Source organism: Enterococcus sp. DIV0774 (assembly GCF_050539095.1).
Classification (GTDB): domain Bacteria; phylum Bacillota; class Bacilli; order Lactobacillales; family Enterococcaceae; genus Enterococcus; species Enterococcus faecalis.
In genome coordinates this window covers 2,216,200-2,234,091 of the sequence record NZ_CP172923.1, presented here as the reverse complement: position 1 = coordinate 2,234,091, position 17,892 = coordinate 2,216,200, and the positions used below count along the sequence as shown (strand labels likewise).

Here is a 17,892-nt window from a genome sequence, read left to right as displayed (position 1 = left end):
CACTCCTTTTGCTTTTTGTTAAGAGAAAGGAGTTTTTTTATTGAAAAAATGGTCATTGCAACAAGTCGTCTTACTCGCTTTTTTAGCCTTTTTGTTTGGCGGTGTTTTTATGGGGGCAGGGTTCCTCTATGCGTTATTGAATGCTGCGCTGTTACCATTAGGACTGAGTCCATTTGCCAATGAGCTTTTATTTGGAATGTGGACCATGGTGGCACCAATTGCAGCGATGCTGATTCCACGAGCGGGAAGTGCTGTTTTGGCGGAAGTTTTAGCCGCTTTGGCAGAAATGCTTTATGGTTCGTATTTCGGACCTAGTGTATTAATTTCTGGTGTGATTCAAGGCCTAGGTAGTGAAAGTGGCTTTTTTGTGACACGCTACAAACGGTACGATACACTCACGTTATTTTATAGTGCGATTGGGACGACTATTTTTAGTTATGTGTATGAATACTTTAAGTTTGGTTATGGCAATTACGGTCTGGGGATGAACATTGCTTTAATTAGCGTTCGGTTCGTTTCCATTTGTTTCTTTGGTATTTTCTTAACGAAAGTTATTTTACGAATGTATCAGTCTGCGCAAGGGTTAGCTGTGAAGGCAAAATGAATAGTATCCAATTAAAAGCTGTATCCTTTTCACGAGAACAACCCTTGTTTGAAAAGACAAATTTAGCAATTCCTCAAGGAACGTTTTCCTTATTAATTGGCGATAGTGGTAGTGGAAAATCAACGCTCTTACGATTGATTGCCGGATTTGCTCCGCTTGATTACCAAGGAGAAATTTTGATTGAAGGAATAGAACGCCGACAATTATCAACTCGTGAAAAGGCGCAAAAAATTGGCATGCTGTTTCAAAATCCCAGTCAACAATTTACAATGAAAACCTTGGAACGAGAACTGATTTTTGCTTTAGAAAATTTAGGAATCTCGCCTGAAGAAATGAATCGAAAAATCCAAACAGCGCTTCAACTTGTTCAGACTCAAACCTTATTCACACGAGAATTAGCTACGTTATCTGGTGGTGAAAAACAAAAAGCGGCGTTGACAGTTCTGCTAGCAATGAACCCAGATATTCTTTTATTAGATGAACCTTTTGCAAGTATTGATCCAACCTCTCGAAAACAATTTATTCAAATATTAGCAAGACTCCATCAAGCAGGCAAAACGATTTTGGTGTGCGACCACGATTTCAGCGATTACGCTGATGTTGTGGACCAAGTCGTCACGTTGAAAAATGGCCAGTTTGAAAAGCAACCGTTGACGTTTATCAAAACAAAACCACAGACATTTCAGCTTACAACTTCTGTGGTAAAACAACCAATGCTCCAATTGAAAAATTTTCGTTTGTCTCAGGGAAAACGAGTGCTACTTGAAGAAAAAGAAGCGCTTTTGTTTAAAGGAATTACCACGTTGACGGGGCCAAATGGGGCGGGAAAATCCACCTTATTAAAAGCCATCGTTCAGAGACAAAAATATCAAGGAAAAATGTTCTTGGCAGGCCGCCGCTTGCGGGCTTCAAAAAAATTGTATCAACACATGACATTAGCGGTGCAACAAGCCAATCGTCAGTTTGTCACGTTGACTTTACGAGAAGAGCTTTTGTTTGGTCAGAACATGACAGCAGAAAAAAGAAGAAAACAAGAGGAAGCCTTAACTTTTTTAGGTTTAAAAGAAAAACTAGAGCACAGTGTTTTTCAACTAAGTGAAGGGCAAAAAAAGATGGTGCAATTAATTAGTTTGCTGAGCTTAGATTTGGACTGTTTACTTTTAGATGAACCTTTTGCTGGATTAGATGAGCGAGCATGCAATTATTTTGTTGAATGGATCAAAGAAAAAAGTGCGCAACAAGATTTTCTAATCGTCACGCATCGGCTAGAACCTCTCTCTGGCGTGAGCAATTACCGAATAGAATTGCTGCAGCAACAACTGATTATCTGGCAGGAGGGAACCACATGCAAATAAAGCAAACAAATGCAGCAATTTATGCTTCTTTGATTCTTATTTTGACCTTTGAATTATCTTTTTCTCAGTCAATTTTGGCAAATTTGGCGGTTTTTATGGGTTGTGTCATTTTTTTAATAGGCCAGCGAAAATCCCGCTTACTGCTTTGGTTATTTTTCTTGCCACTTTTACCAGCAATCGGGACGTTTTGGTCTATTTATTTGTATGGTACGAGTAGTCAACAAGCCTGGCTTTTGTTTAGTCGAACGTATGCCTTTGCCGGTTTAGGACTAGCTTTTGCTGTAGGCGTTGATTTTGAAGAATTATTGTTGTTATTGGAACAAAAGGGGCTAGCACCGAACTTTGTTTATGGAATTTTAGTGGTGGTTCACGCCTTACCGGAAGTGAAAAGAGAAATTAATGATTTAAAAGAAGCAAGCCTACTCCGTGGCAAAACGTTTCATTTTTGGTCGCCGATGCTTTATGTTAAAACACTGCTCGTTGCTGTTTCTTGGCGAGATAAATATACTGAAGCAATGTCTGCCCATGGCTATGAAGAAGGAGCCACCAGAAGTCGAAAAGAGCATTTTGTGTCAGCAAAAGTCAGTCTGGGGCTTGCTATTTTGATCATCATTTTTACCAATTTGTTTATTTTTCTAACGTAAAGGAGAAACCTATGACATTTACAGAACAAGCCAAAGATCAAGCGCAAGCTTCTTGGCAAGGAAGTTTTCAGCATCCTTTTATCACAGAGTTACATGAAGGAACCTTGAGTCCAACGATTTTTCGCTACTATTTAATTCAAGATCATTACTATTTAAAACACTTTAGTCAACTTTATCGCTTGATTGCGGCACAAACGCAACAACCTCGATTGAAAAAATTACTCTTAACAAATGCGGAAAATCTCGCGTTGGGCGAATTAGCTATTCGTGAAACTTTTTTTGAAGAACTAGCGATTACGGAAGAAGAAGTTGCAGCGACACCGATTGCACCAACCGCTTATCACTATGTTTCTCATATGTATCGCCAACTTATTGAAGGAACGCCTAAGACGGCCGCAGCAAGTATGTTGCCTTGTTCTTGGCTCTATCAAGAAATTGGTGCACAGTTAGTCAAACAACACTCACCAGAGCCACTGTACCAACGTTGGATTGAAACCTATGCTGGGGAGGAAGCGTACCAACACGTCCAAGAGGAACGCCAACTGTTAGACCAATTATATGAAGAAAGTTCACCACAAGAACAAGCAGCTATGATCACCGCTTTTGTTATCAGCAGTGAGATGGAATACGCTTTTTGGGAAATGGCCTATACACACGAAACCTGGATACAAAAAGAAGAGATGAACATGTGGTAAAATAAATTTATCAAAATAGGAGGATAAATTTATGAAAAGTGTTGGTATACTATTGTTCATTGTTGGCATTGGAAATTTTGTTTATCAAGGGATTTTGACCTTACGGAAACTGCGTAAAGAAGCAAATGAGGTACGCACAACGCATAGGTTTTGTTGCACGGCTTGTGGTGAAAAATATGAGTTGAGTACTGTGGAAACAAAGGAAAAAATCAAGTGGAGTATTCATATCCGCAAAGAGACGTTGAATACACAAAAAAGCTTGTACAAATTTATTTGTCCAATCTGTGGTGAAAAAAATTTTCAGGAACGATTGTATGATTTGAATATTACCAAATTGAAAGGTAGAATTCGGTATCAAGGTACAGAATTTCAGCTAAGAGAATTAGTTCTTTTTTTCTTGAAAGGTGTATTACCATTATTACTAGTACGTTATCTATTGCGATTTTTAATTTGAGCAAAATAAAAAAACTTCCATTTTGTCACAACAAAGTGGAAGTTTTTTTTGATTCTTTAAATAGCGGTTAAATATTGCTTTTTTGACAGGGCGTGATAAGATATTCAGTGACGCAAAATCTGTTATAACTCGTTTAGTAATAACAGAAACGCCTTGCTAAGAAAGGACTGTAGAAGCCTCATGAATTATCCAGAACCGATTGCAAAATTGATTGAAAGTTATATGAAATTACCAGGAATTGGTCAAAAAACAGCGACACGGCTTGCTTTTTATACAATTGATATGAAAGAAGAAGATGCTAATGCTTTTGCAAAAGCGCTAATTAGTGTCAAGAGAGATCTCCATTTCTGTAGTATTTGCGGAAATATTACTGAAGAAGATCCTTGTGAAATTTGCCAAGATAAAAATCGTGACCGTAGTATTATTTTAGTAGTGGAAGAACCAAAAGACGTTATGGCAATGGAAAAAATGCGTGAATATCAAGGTTTGTATCACGTACTCCACGGGGTGCTTTCACCGATGGAAGGAACAGGACCAGAAGATATTAATATTGCCTCTTTGATCAAACGATTGCACGATGATGAAGTGAAAGAGGTCATTATAGCAACCAACGCTACCACTGAAGGAGAAGCGACGGCGATGTATTTATCACGGCTCATTAAACCAGCCGGAATCACCGTTACTCGTTTGGCACACGGCTTGTCTGTCGGCAGCGATATTGAATATGCAGACGAAATAACCTTGCTAAAAGCAGTCGAAGGACGTCGAGAAATTTAAAAGAAACATCGTTGGAAAAAGAAGTTGAAATCGAAGTAGGTCGTTTCTGTGAGAAAATGTCGCAGTTCAAGCTTTCCCGTACTTCTTTTTCAGTTTCTTTTTTTCAGCGGATGCATCACTTTAAATAGGACATAAGGATTTCAATTAGACTGATAGAGCAAGATGAAGTATAATAGATACAAGTAAAAATTGATTGGAGTTTTCGCACGTGCAGGGTATTTTTATCACATTTGAAGGTCCAGATGGCGCTGGCAAAACCAGTGTTTTGAAGGAAGTTTCTGAAAGATTAGCTAAAGAGTCAAAACGAAAAATTGTCACTACAAGAGAACCAGGCGGCATACCGATTGCCGAAAAGATTCGAACAGTTATTTTAGATCCAAGAAATGACAGAATGGATGAGCGAACAGAAGCTTTACTTTACGCAGCTGCTCGTCGTCAACATTTAGTGGAAAAAATCTTGCCAGCTTTGGAAGCAGGTCATTTAGTCCTATGTGATCGTTTTGTTGACAGCTCATTAGCCTACCAAGGCGCTGGGCGTAGAATTGGGATTGCCCCCATTGCTTCAATTAATGCGTTTGCGACAGAAGGTGTCTCACCAGATTTTACAATTTATTTAGACGTTGACTCAGATACTGGCTTACGGCGGATTCAAGAAAATCGAACACAGCAAATTGATCGCTTAGATTCAGAAGGATTAGAATTTCATCAACGTGTTCGTCATGAATATTTGAAATTAGCAGAAGAAAATCCACAACGTATCAAAAAGATTGATGCACGGATGAGTTTAGAACTTGTCGTAGAAGCAACGTATCAGGCGATTATTGAACGTTATCCAGAAAACTTTTAATTATAGGAAGGTGTAGACCATGAAGATTATTTTAGCCATTGTACAAGACAAAGATAGTAACCGATTAGCCAACGAATTTATTGATGCCAATATTCGTGCTACAAAATTATCCTCAACAGGTGGATTCTTAAAAGCGGGAAACAGCACATTTATTATTGGGATTGATGATGAACGTGTCGACGAAACATTAGCTTTAATTAAAGAAACATGTCAATCAAGAAAACAATATGTTTCAACACCTGTGACTTTAGATATCACAATGGATGGCCAAATTCCTTATCCTGTGGAAGTTGAAGTAGGCGGCGCTACTTGCTTCGTCTTACCAGTTGAAGGATTCCATCAATATTAAGATGAATGAAGCACAACAGCTACAGCAAATGCAACCTTTGCTGTACAAGCAACTCCAAAAAAGTTTTGAGCATGGTCGTCTTGCCCATGCTTATCTTTTTGAAGGAGATACAGGAACTGGAAAACAAGAATTTGGCTTATGGATGGCGAAACATGTCTTTTGTACGAATTTAGTAAATCAACAGCCTTGTAACGAATGCCATAATTGTGTGCGGATTAATGAAAATGAACATCCAGATGTTTTAAGAATTGCGCCAGATGGGCAAACCATCAAAGTGAACCAAATCCGTGAATTAAAAGCGGAGTTTTCTAAAAGTGGGGTCGAGACTGCTAAAAAAGTTTTCTTAATTCAAGAAGCAGATAAAATGAGTACCGGCGCAGCCAATAGTCTCTTAAAATTTTTAGAAGAACCAGAAGGACAAATTTTAGCTATTTTAGAAACCACTTCGCTTTCTCGAATTTTACCAACGATTCAATCACGATGCCAAACCTTACATTTTCAACCATTAGTCAAAAAAACATTAATTGATCGCTTAATCAAACAGGGGATTGGTGAAAAGACTGCAACCCTTTTAGCTGAGCTGACAAATAGTTTTGAGAAAGCAGTTGAAATCTCTCAAGATGAATGGTTTAATGAAGCTAGGGAAATCATTTTGCAATGGTTTAATTATCTAAAAAGTAATGATTTACAGGCATTTATCTACGTTCAGAAGAAAATGGTCAAAGTATTTAAGGAAAAAGAACAACAAGCGCTTAGCTTTGACTTGCTCATGGTTTATTACCGTCAATTATTGGAAGAAAGTGTTGCGACACAGCAAGCCAAAAAAGTAACGGAAGAGCAGGCGGAACGGTTGGCGCTAATTTTGAAAGCACGCCAAAAATGGACTGCCAATGTTAGTTGGCAAAATGTTTGTGAACAATTAGTTATCCAAATGATTCACCCTAAATCATAAAGGAAAAAAGTGCCAAGTGGCATTCAGTTTCATAATATAGTAGGAACTTAGTTGTTTCAGCAAGTTCCTTAACCGATTGAAGCGACGTTCACTTGAACTAGATTAGGAGGAATAAAATGGTAGAAGTAGTAGGAGTTCGCTTCCGTGAAGCCGGTCATATCTATTATTTTGCTCCTGGAAAATCTGAGTATATTTATAATGAGAAAGTACTCGTTGAATCTCAACAGTCAAAACAATTAGCTACTGTTGCTATTCCTAAAAAAACAGTCGATTCAGACGATTTACCAGAGGACCTAAAACCCATTTTAAATAAAGCAACAGCCAATGATTTAGAAAAAGAACAAAAAAATTTGGCTGATGCAGAAGCTGCCAAAAGCATTGCCAATGAAAAAATTCGAGCTCATGACTTAAAAATGAAATTAGTGCGAGTAGAATATACCTTCGATCGTAGCAAAATGATTTTTTACTTTACGGCAGATGGGCGAATTGATTTTCGTGAATTAGTCAAAGACTTAGCGGCTATTTTCCGGACGCGAATTGAGTTACGTCAAATTGGTGTCCGAGATGAAGCGAAAATATTAGGTGGCATTGGCCCTTGTGGCAGACAACTATGTTGCTCAACATTTCTAGGAGATTTTATGCCAGTTTCAATCAAAATGGCTAAAGATCAAGGGTTATCTTTAAATCCTGTCAAAATTTCGGGATTATGTGGCCGCTTAATGTGTTGTTTGAAATATGAAAACGACGAATATGAAGCCGCTAAAAAAGAATTACCAGATTATGGAAAAGAAGTAATAACACCAGATGGCAAAGGCAAAGTCGTCGGGTTGAATCTATTAAGTCGGATTGTCAAAGTTCGTTTGCATGGTCGTGAAATCGCAGCGGATTATGATTACGAAGAAATCAAAGAAGCTACTGCGAAAGTTGCTGCTGAAAAAGGTGATCAAAATGGATAAACGTTCGCTCTATGATGGATTAAATTCGTTGGAAACTGATTTAGACAGTTCAGTGACACAATTAAGAGAAATTAAAGCAGCACTCCATGAGTTGGTAGAAAAAAATACCACGTTGGAAATCGAAAACCAACGCTTACGAGAGCATCTCCAAGAACTGAATAAGTTAGCAGGAAATACAACTGAAACTGAAAAACAAGAGCTATCAAAATCACGTATGAATTTGGAAAAACTTTATGAAGAGGGCTTCCATGTCTGCAATATTTTATATGGTTCAAGACGTGAAAATGATGAAGAATGTGCCTTTTGTCTTGATGTTATTTATGGGGAACGTACGCGTTAAGTCTAGTGGACACTGCAAATAAAAAGGAAAGGTTTGGTTTGACAGTCAATCGATTGTCAAATCAAACCTTTATCTATTTATAGAACGAAAAAGGAAAATGAGGGATGCGCTATGCAAAAACAGAAAAGTTTTGATAAGCAAACAACAAAAGGAAAATTGTATCTTGTCCCAACACCGATCGGCAATTTAGAAGATATGAGTATTCGTTGTTTAAACATATTGAAAGAAGCAACGGTGATTGCTAGTGAGGACACAAGAAACACACAAAAATTGCTAAATCATTTTGAGATTACAACACCACAAATTAGTTTACACGAACATAATTACAAAGAGCGAATTCCTCAACTGATTACACGATTGCTGAGTGGTGAAACGATTGCCCAAGTTAGCGATGCAGGTATGCCTTCAATTAGTGATCCTGGTCATGAATTGGTTACAGCATGTCTTGAAGAAGAACTGGCAGTGATTGCCTTGCCAGGACCTACGGCAGGAATGACCGCCTTGATTGCCTCGGGTCTTTTACCACAGCCATTTACGTTTTATGGTTTTTTACCAAGAAAGAAAAAGGAACAGAAAGACGTGTTATCAGCATTAAAAGAAGAACGGCCAACACAGATTTTTTATGAGTCCCCCTATCGGATTGCTAAAACGGTAGCAACGTTTGCTGAAGTCTATGGTCAAGAACGCCCTGCTGTGATTTGTCGAGAATTAACGAAACTTCACGAAGAGTATTTACGAGGTACCTTAGGAGAACTAACAGAATATTTAGCAGAAAATACGCTAAAAGGCGAGTGTTGTTTATTAGTTAGCGGATTTACTGGTGAGAAAGAGACAATAGCAGCAATGCCAGCTATTTCCCTCAAAGAACATGTACAAGTTTTAATGGAGGAAGAGGGACGGAGTTCCAAAGAGGCGATCAAAGAAGTGGCCAAATTGAGAAATGTAAAAAAACAAGAAGTATATAAAGAATATCATTCCATTTAAAAAAGGAGAGAAACATGAGTAATTTATTGCGAGCAGAAGGCGTGTCTTATCAAGTAAATGGTCGTAGCATTCTTTCTGATATTGATTTGTCATTTGAAACAGGTAGCAATACAACAATTGTTGGTCCTTCAGGTAGCGGGAAAAGTACATTTTTAAAAATTTTATCTTCATTATTAAGTCCTACAGAAGGCGAAATTTTTTATCAAGAAGCGCCAATTACTACAATGCCAATCGAAACATACCGCCAAAAGGTTTCTTATTGTTTTCAGCAGCCAACTTTATTTGGTGAAACCGTGTATGATAATTTATTATTTCCATTTACCGTCAGACAAGAAGCGTTTAATCAGGAAAAAGTCGTGGCATTACTCCAACAAGTGAAATTGCCCGCTGCTTATCTTGAAAAGAAAATAGCCGAACTCTCTGGTGGTGAGCGACAACGGGTTGCTTTGCTACGAAACATTATTTTTGTACCAGATGTTTTATTATTAGACGAAGTTACAACGGGATTAGATGAAGAAAGCAAACAGATTGTCAATCAATTGTTAAACCAATTAAACAAAGAGCAAGGAGTCACGCTGGTTCGTGTCACGCATGATACCGAAGAAATTCAGCAAGCACAGCAAGTGATTCGTATTGTAGCAGGAAAGGTGGCGCCGACAGATGGATTTAGCAGTTAATAATTTATCCTTATTTTTTTCAGCCATGCTAGTGATGGTCGCATTAATTATTAGTACTAAAGAAAAATTAGGTTTTACCAAAGATATTATTATTAGTGTGATTCGAGCAGTCATTCAATTAGTCGCAGTCGGTTATTTATTAAAATATGTTTTTCAAGTCAATAACCTGATTTTAACGCTCATCATGGTTTTGGTGATTGTTTCCAACGCAGCCTTTAATGCAAAAAAACGCAGCCAGCAATTACAAAAGGGCTTTTTGATTTCTTTCATTGCAATTGGTTGTAGTACAGGAATTACCATTGGTATTTTGATTTTTTCTGGTTCTATTAAATTTATTCCTTCTCAAATCATTCCTATCAGTGGGATGATTGCCAGCAATTCGATGGTGGCAATTGGTTTATGCTATCGCAATTTAGATACTCTTTTTCAAAACCAACGGCAAGCGGTAATGGAGAAACTAGCATTAGGTGCAACTATCAAACTTGCCTCTTTACCAATCATCCAACAAAGTGTGAAAACCGGGATGGCGCCGACGATTGATTCTGCCAAAACTGTCGGAATTGTTAGTTTGCCTGGGATGATGTCAGGCTTGATTTTTGCGGGCGTTGATCCGGTCCATGCGATAAAATATCAGATTATGGTGACTTTTATGTTGCTATCAGCAACAAGTATTGGTTCAGTGATTGCAACTTATCTTGCCTATAAAGGCTACTATAATCAACAAAAACAATTGGTTGTTTAATTAAAAAGCTGGAAATCTGTGTTTATAACTTCACGGATTTTCAGTTTTTTCTGGTTGAAATAAAGAAGTTTCAATTTGAAAAAGAACGGACGTTCGTATATAATGGAGGGAGGAGGCGAATCAAAATGATGAGCGAATTACGTTTTCCCTTAAAAAAAGATACGTCGAGAAAAATTATACATATAGATATGGACGCGTTTTTTGCTTCAGTTGAAGAACGAGATCATCCAGAGCTAGTAGGACATCCGTTAGTTATTGCGCGCCATCCAAGTGATACTGGGGGCAAAGGAGTGGTGACCACAGCGAATTATATTGCTCGACAGTATGGTATTCACTCGGCTATGAGTGCTCAAAAGGCGTATGAACTATGTCCAAGTGCCATTTTTAAGCCAGGTAATTATCAGAAATATAGTGAAATTTCTCAAGAAATCCGTGAAATTTTTCGCCGCTATACAGATGTGATTGAACCAGTATCTATTGACGAAGCGTATTTAGATGTAACTGAAAATAAGGTCAACAGTAAGTCGGCTATTAAAATTGCGAAAATGATTCAATATGATATTTGGCATGAATTGCAGTTAACTTGCTCGGCAGGTGTTAGTTACAATAAGTTTTTAGCCAAGTTAGCATCAGATTTTCAGAAACCAAAGGGCCTGACGGTTGTCTTACCAGAAGAGGCCGAAGATTTTTTGAAAGCATTACCGATTGAAGATTTCCACGGAATCGGCAAAAAAACAGTGCCTAAAATGCATGAACTAGGGATTTTTACTGGAGCAGATTTATACAAGCAAGATGAGATGACGTTGATTCGGTTATTCGGTAAAATGGGTTATTCATTGTATCGTAAAGTCCGCGGTATCCATGATGCGCCAGTTCAAGTGACTAGAGATCGTAAGTCGGTAGGGAAAGAACATACTTACGGCACCCCTTTAACGACGGAAGAGCAGGTTACGGCTCAATTGAGACAATTAGCAGCAGGGGTTGAGCGTGCGTTGCAACGAGTGCAAAAACATGGCAAAACAGTAGTCCTAAAAGTTCGTTATACTGACTATACGACGATTACGAAACGTGTGACATTACCTGAATATATTTCTAAAAAAGAAGAACTTTTCTATCAAGCGAATTTAATTTGGGAAGATATTTTAGGTTTAGAACAAGGAATCCGTTTATTAGGCATTACTTTAACGAATTTAGATCCACTAGCGTATGAAAACATTGTTTTACCTTTATGGGAAAAAAGTTAGCCCTTTAGACACATCCTCAAGAGATGGCTAAAGGGCTAACTTTTTTAAATTGATTTTTTGATTTGTTCATAAGACGTTTCGGCGTCATGACATTTTTCCCAAATAACAGCTTTGCCAGCAGCAAGTGATTTGGGTACATCAATAATCCGTTGATTACTACTGCCACGAAATTGTAAATTTAAATTACGTTTTGCCAGTTCAAAGCGCCCATCAACTAAAATGTCAATTGAATGGAGTAGTTCAAGCTTATCAGGCGTTTCTAAAAGTAGTTCTTCAAAGGTATACCCAGACCAAGACCAGATATCTTTGGCTGAGCCAAATGTTTCCCGCACACGTTTGACTACACTAAGACAAACATCTGTATTCAGAAAAGGTTCACCACCCAAAAGAGTCAAACCTTGGACATAGTCATGGGACAAATCTTCAATAATTTGATTCATTAAAGATTCTGTAAACGGCGTACCGTAATTGAAATTTTGGACAGCTTTGTTAAAACAACCTTCACAAGCAAAGAGACAGCCGCTCACATATAAACTATTGCGTACACCTTCGCCATCAACAAAGTTGAACGCTTTGTAATCGGCAATCTTTTTTTGGCTGTAGTCTTCGGTTTTCCATTCTTGTGGTTTCGGATTACGCATCAGCAAAACTTCTTTCTATAGAATAATCGAGTTTAATTTTTTAAATGTTTCACACGAGAGGAAATTTCTTTGTGACGACCGTGTACCATTGGGCGAGCTTGCGGGTTACCTAAATAACCACAAGTCCGTTTAACGACATCACAAGTCTTAGGATCATGATTGCCACATTCTGGACATTCAAAGCCACGTTCAGTTGGATGGAAGTCCCCTTCAAAACCACAGGCATAACAATGATCAATTGGCGTATTGGTTCCTAAATAGCCAACTTTGTCATAAGCGTAATCCCAGACAGCTTCAAGTGCTTTGGGATTTTGCTGTAACATGGGGTATTCACAGTAGTGGATAAAACCACCAGAACAATATTTTGGATAATCCTTTTCAAAATCAAGTTTTTCAAAAGGCGTTGGATTTTTGCGTACATCATAATGGAAACTATTTGTGTAATATTCTTTATCTGTAATATTTTCGACGATGCCAAATTTTTCAGTATCTAAACGGCAAAAACGGTCAGTCAAGCTTTCGCTCGGTGTAGAGTAGACACTAAAATGATAGCCGTATTCGTTGCCCCAGTTGTCGGCATTTTTTTTCAGTTCTTTTAAAATATCCAGTGTAAAGTTTTTGGCCTCTTGATTGTCCTCCCAAGCACCGCCGTAAAAGGCAGAAGCCACTTCATACAAGCCAATATAGCCAAGTGAAACCGTGGCACGTTTGTTTTTAAACAGTTCATCTACGGCATCCTGTGTAGCTAAACGTTTTCCAAATGCACCATACATGTATAAAATCGGTGCATTCGCTGGTTTAGCTTCTTTAACACGTTCAACCCGATAAACCAAAGCATCTTTAACGATTGCTAAACGTTCATTTAAAATTTGCCAGAACTTTTCTTGGCTTCCTTGCGCTTCTAAAGCGATTCTTGGTAAGTTCAAGGTCACAACGCCTAAATTCATTCGGCCAACATTTACTTCTTCACCTTGTTCGTCTTTCCAGCCTTGTAAAAAGGAACGACAGCCCATTGGTACCTTAAAACTACCTGTTAGTTCAACGATTTTATCATAGTTTAAAACATCAGGATACATGCGTTTCGTTGCGCATTCCAGTGCCAGTTGTTTAATATCGTAGTTTGGATCAGTAGGTTGCGCATTGACGCCGCGTTTAATTGTGAAAATCAGTTTTGGGAAAATAGCTGTTCGTTTTTCAATCCCTAAACCATTAATTCGGATTTGTAAAATCGCCCGTTGAATTTCTCGCTCAAACCAGTTGGTACCTAAACCAAATCCCAGAGAAGTAAAAGGGGTTTGTCCATTGGAAGTAAATAAAGTATTAATTTCATACTCAAGACTTTGCATGGCATCAAAAATATCTTTTTTCGTTTTCTTCCGAGCGAATGCTTTTTGGCGTTCTTCTCCTTCAATCCATTCTTGCGCATCTGCTAAATGTTTTTCATAATTACGTTCTGCAAAAGGCGCTAATAATTCATCAATCCGATCGGCAGAGCATCCACCATATTGACTGGAAGCTACATTGGCAATAATTTGAGAAATTTGTGCAGTGGCCGTTTGAATTGATTTTGGTGATTCGACATCAGCGTTCCCAATTTTAAAGCCATTGTTTAGCATGCCTTTAAAATCAATTAAACAGCAGTTTGTCATGGGCGTATATGGATGATAATCTAAATCGTGGTAATGAATGTCGCCTTTTTGATGGGCATTAGCCACGTGTGAAGGCAACATCTTTAAACCAATTGATTTTCCAACAATCCCAGCGGTTAGATCACGTTGCGTATTAAAAACGTCACTGTCTTTGTTGGCATTTTCGTTCACGACAGTCTGATCTTTATTAATTAATTTGCCGATAGATACATTAATATCAGTTGCTTTACTACGCTCAAAATCACGTTGGGTTCTGTAATGAATGTATTCTTCGGCTAAGGCATATTCGTTGTTGGATAGCAGAGTATGTTCCACAATATTTTGAATTTCATAAATTTTTACGTTATTGGTAAAACGTTCGTTAATTTCTCGATTGACATCGGCAACAATCGATTGGACTTTTTGATGTGTCAAAGGAGTGACTTGGTCATGTATTTTTTGTTCAGCTTTGATCAAAGCGTCGTATATTTTTTGATCATCGAAAGTCACTAAACGACCATCTCGTTTGACGACTTTAATTGTTGAGAGATTAACATCCTCGGCTTTTTCATCAGTAATCTTCATCATTTTATCCAGCTCCTTATATCTCGTTAGTAACTATCCTAATACAAAGGTCGGCTAAATTCAATCGATATATTGCGTATTTTTAGTAAAATATCACTAGACAAACACTATATATTGTGCTTGCACTGTTTTGAAAAAATATGAAAACAAATGAAGAAAAGGATTGAGCAAATTTTTTTGCGTGAAAAAAATTCTTTGTCCAAATTAAAAAACAGCAAAGATTTTTTTGCCAAATTGCTAAAAGCAACACTAAAAAATAACAATTATTAAATAATAATTGTTTGCGGATTTATTCACGAAATGCCAATTATTCTTTGACTACCGAACGATATTGTAAGATAAAACGATGTTCATTCAGATTTTTTCTTGGTAAAATAAGAGTAATAACAAAACGTTGGAGCGAGAAAAATGAAAAAAATTGTAGAAGTAAACCATGTCAGCAAGACATATGGTCGTTTAAATAATAAAACAGAAGTATTAGATAATATTTCGTTTACCGTTGATGAAGGCGAATTTGTGGGGATTATGGGTCCCAGTGGTGCTGGGAAATCGACACTGTTGAATGTCTTATCCTCGATTATTTTGCCAACCGCAGGAATCGTGCGCATCGCCGGACAAGATATTTTAAAAATGCGAGATAATCAATTAAGTGATTTTCGAAGAAACGAAATGGGGTTTATTTTTCAATCGTTTAACCTAATTGATACGTTAAATGTGAAGGACAATATTCTGTTGCCTTTAGCTGTAGAAAAAGTTTCATTAGAAGAAATGGATAAACGTTTGTTACATGTGACTTCGATTTTGGGGATTCAGGAGCTTTTATCTGCTTATCCACCAGAGATTTCTGTGGGACAAAAACAACGAGTAGCAGCTGCTCGTGCTTTGATTACGAACCCTAAAATTATTTTTGCAGATGAACCAACTGGCTCGCTGGATTCAAAATCAGCAACAGAATTGTTGAAATATTTAGCTGAAATTAATCTACATGATGATGCCACAATTTTGATGGTGACACATGACCCGTACACGGCCAGTTTTTGCAATCGCATCTTGTTCATTAAAGACGGTGCGATTTTCTCAGAAGTTGTTCGTCAAGGATCACGTAAGGAATTTTTTAATCGTGTGATAGATATGCAAGCAACGATTGGTGGAGGCGGGCGCGCAAATGATTTTTAAACTATCATTAAAAAATTTAAAAGCTCATGTACCTAATTATCTGGTTTATTACATTAGTATGACTTTTGCAGCGGTCGTTTATTATTGTTTCCGTGCGATTGCTTACAACCAGCCTCTTGTCGCAGGTGCAGGCCGTGATATCGAAATTAAGCGATCTTTCGGACTCGGTAGTACCTTAGTCACCATTATTATTTTGGGCTTTATGTTGGCAGCAAATCGTTTTTTTATAGGAAAACGTAGCCAAGAAATTGGCTTGTATCGATTAATTGGCTTGAGAAAGAGCCAAGTTTCACTAATTTTTTTAGTAGAAAATTTAGTTTTAGGCTTTGTTTCACTAATTAATGGAATTATTTTAGGAGTGATTTTCACCAAGTTGTTTTCAATGATTTTAGCCAAAGTTATGTTTTTAGAAGTCCCCAGTTTCTTCTATATTTCTTGGCGTTCCGTTATTGAAACCGGTGTAGCTTTTGCATTTATGATTTTGATTGTCTGCTTAAGAAGTATTTGGATGATTTATCGTTATCCATTGTCGCAGCTTATGCACCAAGAAAAAATTGGTCAAATTAATTATAGTCGTTTAACGAAACGGCGGCAGTTTCTAGGTATTTTAGGACCTATTTGTTTACTGGCTGGTTATTTTATTGCGTTTGATTTTCGGAATTTAGCGACAGGTATTGTGTATAAACAATTAAATGATTCATTGGATATCTCGATTCCGATGATTATTACATTGACGCCTTTTATCATTTTGGGTCTCTGTGTGGTGGGAACTTATTTATTTTTCCGTTATACCATGTATTTTATCATTCGCTTATTTAATCATAGAAAAAAATGGTATTACCAAGATTTACGCATGATTACTTTAGGCAATGCTAAACGCTACTTATTTAAAAGTAGCAAAACACTCACTGGTTTGACCTTATTAATTGCGACAGCCTTGAGTGGGATTGGCGTGATGGTTTTTGTGTATACGATTAGTATGCACACGGTCAACAGTGATGGCCCCGTGGACTTTTTAGTTTCACAGGAAAGCTATCCTAAATTGAAGAAAGTTCTCGATGAAGCGAAGGACACCAAAATAAAAAATGAAGTGACACTTTCTTATAAAATTACTGGAATTGAACGAAGTTTGCGAATTGGTCAAGCGCAAGAGGAACAAGAAACGATTGAAGCAGTTAATGTTTTATCCTTCTCAAATTACCGCAACTATCAAAAAATTAATCCTTATTTAAACGATTTACATTTAAAAAATGACCAAAGTGTTATCTATATGGATAGCTTTACCAATATTTTAAGTGGTATGTCTCGTTATGAATCGAAACTGCAATTTGTTGAAGGAGAGAAGGCACAACTGCAACAAGTGCTGCCTAACTATCTAGGCAATTTTTTATTGCAATATTCCTTACCAACGATTGTCGTTTCCGATGCCCTTTATCAGAAAGTGACAAAAAATTCCATTCAGTATCAGATTAACGCCGTAAATGTTGACACGAAAAGCCGTGAAAAACTTTATGAAGCCGTAAATAAACAGATTGCCACAGAATGGCAAGCGCCAATTTTGTATAAGTATGAAAAAAATAACCAGCAGTTGAGTGGTTTTGCCAAACAAATGCCTAACGAAGAGGCAAAGAATACGCAAGATGATGTCACAGAAACTTGGCGGCTAAATATGAATGATCGCTACGCCTCTTTACGCTATGAACGAAAAATTAACGGCTTGACTTTATATGTCTCCATGTTTGTGGCAATTTTAGCGTTGTTTATTACGGGCAGTATTTTGATGTTACGACAACTGTTTTCAGCTGTAAGTGAGCGTCAAGATTACGTGACTTTAAAACGGATGGGTGTTTCTAGTAAAGCGATAACTAAGCAAATTTATCGACAGAATAGTTTGATTTTCTTTCCGCCGATGGTCATTGGGATTTTGCATACCACCTTTGCCATTTATTTGCTAAGCCAATTTATTAAGAGTCCAGGATATTTGTTAGTATATCTTTCTTGTGGAATCTTAATAATTGTTTATCTAATTTTTTATATTTTAACGTCTGCCATTTATGCGCGGATGATTCGACACATCCATTTTTAAAAAACTGTAAAAGCCGTTGTGAAGCGGTTTTTACAGTTTCTTTATGCGAAAAAATTATGAGAGTTCCCTTTATGAAAATCATGAAAATTTAAGAAGTGACGAAATTGTTAGTTTTTTTATTAAATTGTAAGAAATTTCAATGGACTTTGCTGAAAT

Annotated in this window: 19 protein-coding genes; 17 read left to right on the top strand and 2 right to left on the bottom strand. The window is 37.4% G+C overall.

What is annotated here, in order from left to right; translation table 11 throughout:
- The first annotated feature begins 40 nt into the window (after positions 1-40).
- From IGL86_RS10765 to dinB, 15 genes are all read left to right on the top strand, one after another.
- Positions 41-604: an ECF transporter S component gene (locus tag IGL86_RS10765; RefSeq protein WP_002359429.1), complete on the top strand. Its 564-nt coding sequence runs from the start codon at positions 41-43 to the stop codon at positions 602-604.
- Entirely contained in the window at positions 601-1,959 is a 1,359-nt protein-coding gene (locus IGL86_RS10760; protein ID WP_010823930.1) for an ABC transporter ATP-binding protein, read from the top strand. The genes IGL86_RS10765 and IGL86_RS10760 overlap by 4 nt, the downstream gene beginning before the upstream one ends.
- The gene (locus IGL86_RS10755) at positions 1,950-2,603 is read left to right on the top strand and encodes a CbiQ family ECF transporter T component (RefSeq protein ID WP_033625347.1); all 654 of its coding nucleotides are present in this window, start codon (positions 1,950-1,952) and stop codon (positions 2,601-2,603) included. Before IGL86_RS10760 ends, IGL86_RS10755 begins: the two co-directional genes overlap by 10 nt.
- A gap of 11 nt (positions 2,604-2,614) precedes the next feature.
- The gene (gene tenA / locus IGL86_RS10750) at positions 2,615-3,298 is read left to right on the top strand and encodes a thiaminase II (protein WP_002359434.1); all 684 of its coding nucleotides are present in this window, start codon (positions 2,615-2,617) and stop codon (positions 3,296-3,298) included.
- 31 nt (positions 3,299-3,329) lie between these two features.
- Positions 3,330-3,752: a hypothetical protein gene (locus IGL86_RS10745; protein WP_002367219.1), complete on the top strand. Its 423-nt coding sequence runs from the start codon at positions 3,330-3,332 to the stop codon at positions 3,750-3,752.
- Between the two features lie 180 nt (positions 3,753-3,932).
- Positions 3,933-4,529: a recombination mediator RecR gene (recR, locus tag IGL86_RS10740; protein ID WP_002356363.1), complete on the top strand. Its 597-nt coding sequence runs from the start codon at positions 3,933-3,935 to the stop codon at positions 4,527-4,529.
- Between the two features lie 208 nt (positions 4,530-4,737).
- Complete coding sequence (gene tmk, locus IGL86_RS10735; RefSeq protein WP_002356366.1) at positions 4,738-5,376, top strand: dTMP kinase; 639 nt, start codon at positions 4,738-4,740, stop codon at positions 5,374-5,376.
- 19 nt (positions 5,377-5,395) lie between these two features.
- Complete coding sequence (locus IGL86_RS10730; RefSeq protein WP_002356367.1) at positions 5,396-5,725, top strand: cyclic-di-AMP receptor; 330 nt, start codon at positions 5,396-5,398, stop codon at positions 5,723-5,725.
- A gap of 1 nt (position 5,726) precedes the next feature.
- Complete coding sequence (gene holB / locus IGL86_RS10725; protein WP_002384059.1) at positions 5,727-6,677, top strand: DNA polymerase III subunit delta'; 951 nt, start codon at positions 5,727-5,729, stop codon at positions 6,675-6,677.
- A gap of 116 nt (positions 6,678-6,793) precedes the next feature.
- On the top strand, positions 6,794-7,633 hold the full coding sequence (locus IGL86_RS10720) for a PSP1 domain-containing protein (protein WP_002356371.1): 840 nt from the start codon (positions 6,794-6,796) through the stop codon (positions 7,631-7,633).
- Entirely contained in the window at positions 7,626-7,973 is a 348-nt protein-coding gene (locus tag IGL86_RS10715) for a DNA replication initiation control protein YabA (RefSeq protein WP_002356372.1), read from the top strand. Before IGL86_RS10720 ends, IGL86_RS10715 begins: the two co-directional genes overlap by 8 nt.
- Before the next feature lie 111 nt (positions 7,974-8,084).
- Positions 8,085-8,957 (top strand): 16S rRNA (cytidine(1402)-2'-O)-methyltransferase, encoded by an 873-nt coding sequence (gene rsmI, locus IGL86_RS10710; protein WP_002356373.1) that lies wholly within the window; start codon positions 8,085-8,087, stop codon positions 8,955-8,957.
- Between the two features lie 14 nt (positions 8,958-8,971).
- Positions 8,972-9,634, top strand: coding sequence for an ABC transporter ATP-binding protein (locus IGL86_RS10705; protein WP_002356375.1), 663 nt, complete (start codon positions 8,972-8,974; stop codon positions 9,632-9,634).
- A complete protein-coding gene (locus IGL86_RS10700; RefSeq protein WP_010713130.1) occupies positions 9,618-10,376 on the top strand; it encodes an ABC transporter permease in 759 nt (252 codons plus the stop codon). Before IGL86_RS10705 ends, IGL86_RS10700 begins: the two co-directional genes overlap by 17 nt.
- A 128-nt stretch (positions 10,377-10,504) precedes the next feature.
- Positions 10,505-11,620, top strand: coding sequence for a DNA polymerase IV (gene dinB, locus IGL86_RS10695; protein WP_023894966.1), 1,116 nt, complete (start codon positions 10,505-10,507; stop codon positions 11,618-11,620).
- Between the two features lie 44 nt (positions 11,621-11,664).
- Here dinB and nrdG read toward each other — a convergent pair whose 3' ends face one another.
- Positions 11,665-12,261, bottom strand: a complete 597-nt coding sequence (gene nrdG / locus IGL86_RS10690) for an anaerobic ribonucleoside-triphosphate reductase activating protein (RefSeq protein WP_002356379.1) — start codon at positions 12,259-12,261, stop codon at positions 11,665-11,667.
- Between the two features lie 32 nt (positions 12,262-12,293).
- Positions 12,294-14,477 carry an anaerobic ribonucleoside-triphosphate reductase gene (gene nrdD / locus IGL86_RS10685; RefSeq protein WP_033625346.1) on the bottom strand — a complete coding sequence of 728 codons (2,184 nt, stop codon included), beginning with the start codon at positions 14,475-14,477 and terminating at the stop codon, positions 12,294-12,296.
- A gap of 405 nt (positions 14,478-14,882) precedes the next feature.
- On the opposite strand from nrdD, the gene IGL86_RS10680 reads away from it, so the two are divergent.
- Complete coding sequence (locus IGL86_RS10680; RefSeq protein WP_002356382.1) at positions 14,883-15,650, top strand: ABC transporter ATP-binding protein; 768 nt, start codon at positions 14,883-14,885, stop codon at positions 15,648-15,650.
- Positions 15,640-17,736 (top strand): ABC transporter permease, encoded by a 2,097-nt coding sequence (locus IGL86_RS10675; protein ID WP_033625345.1) that lies wholly within the window; start codon positions 15,640-15,642, stop codon positions 17,734-17,736. Before IGL86_RS10680 ends, IGL86_RS10675 begins: the two co-directional genes overlap by 11 nt.
- Positions 17,737-17,892: the final 156 nt, after the last annotated feature.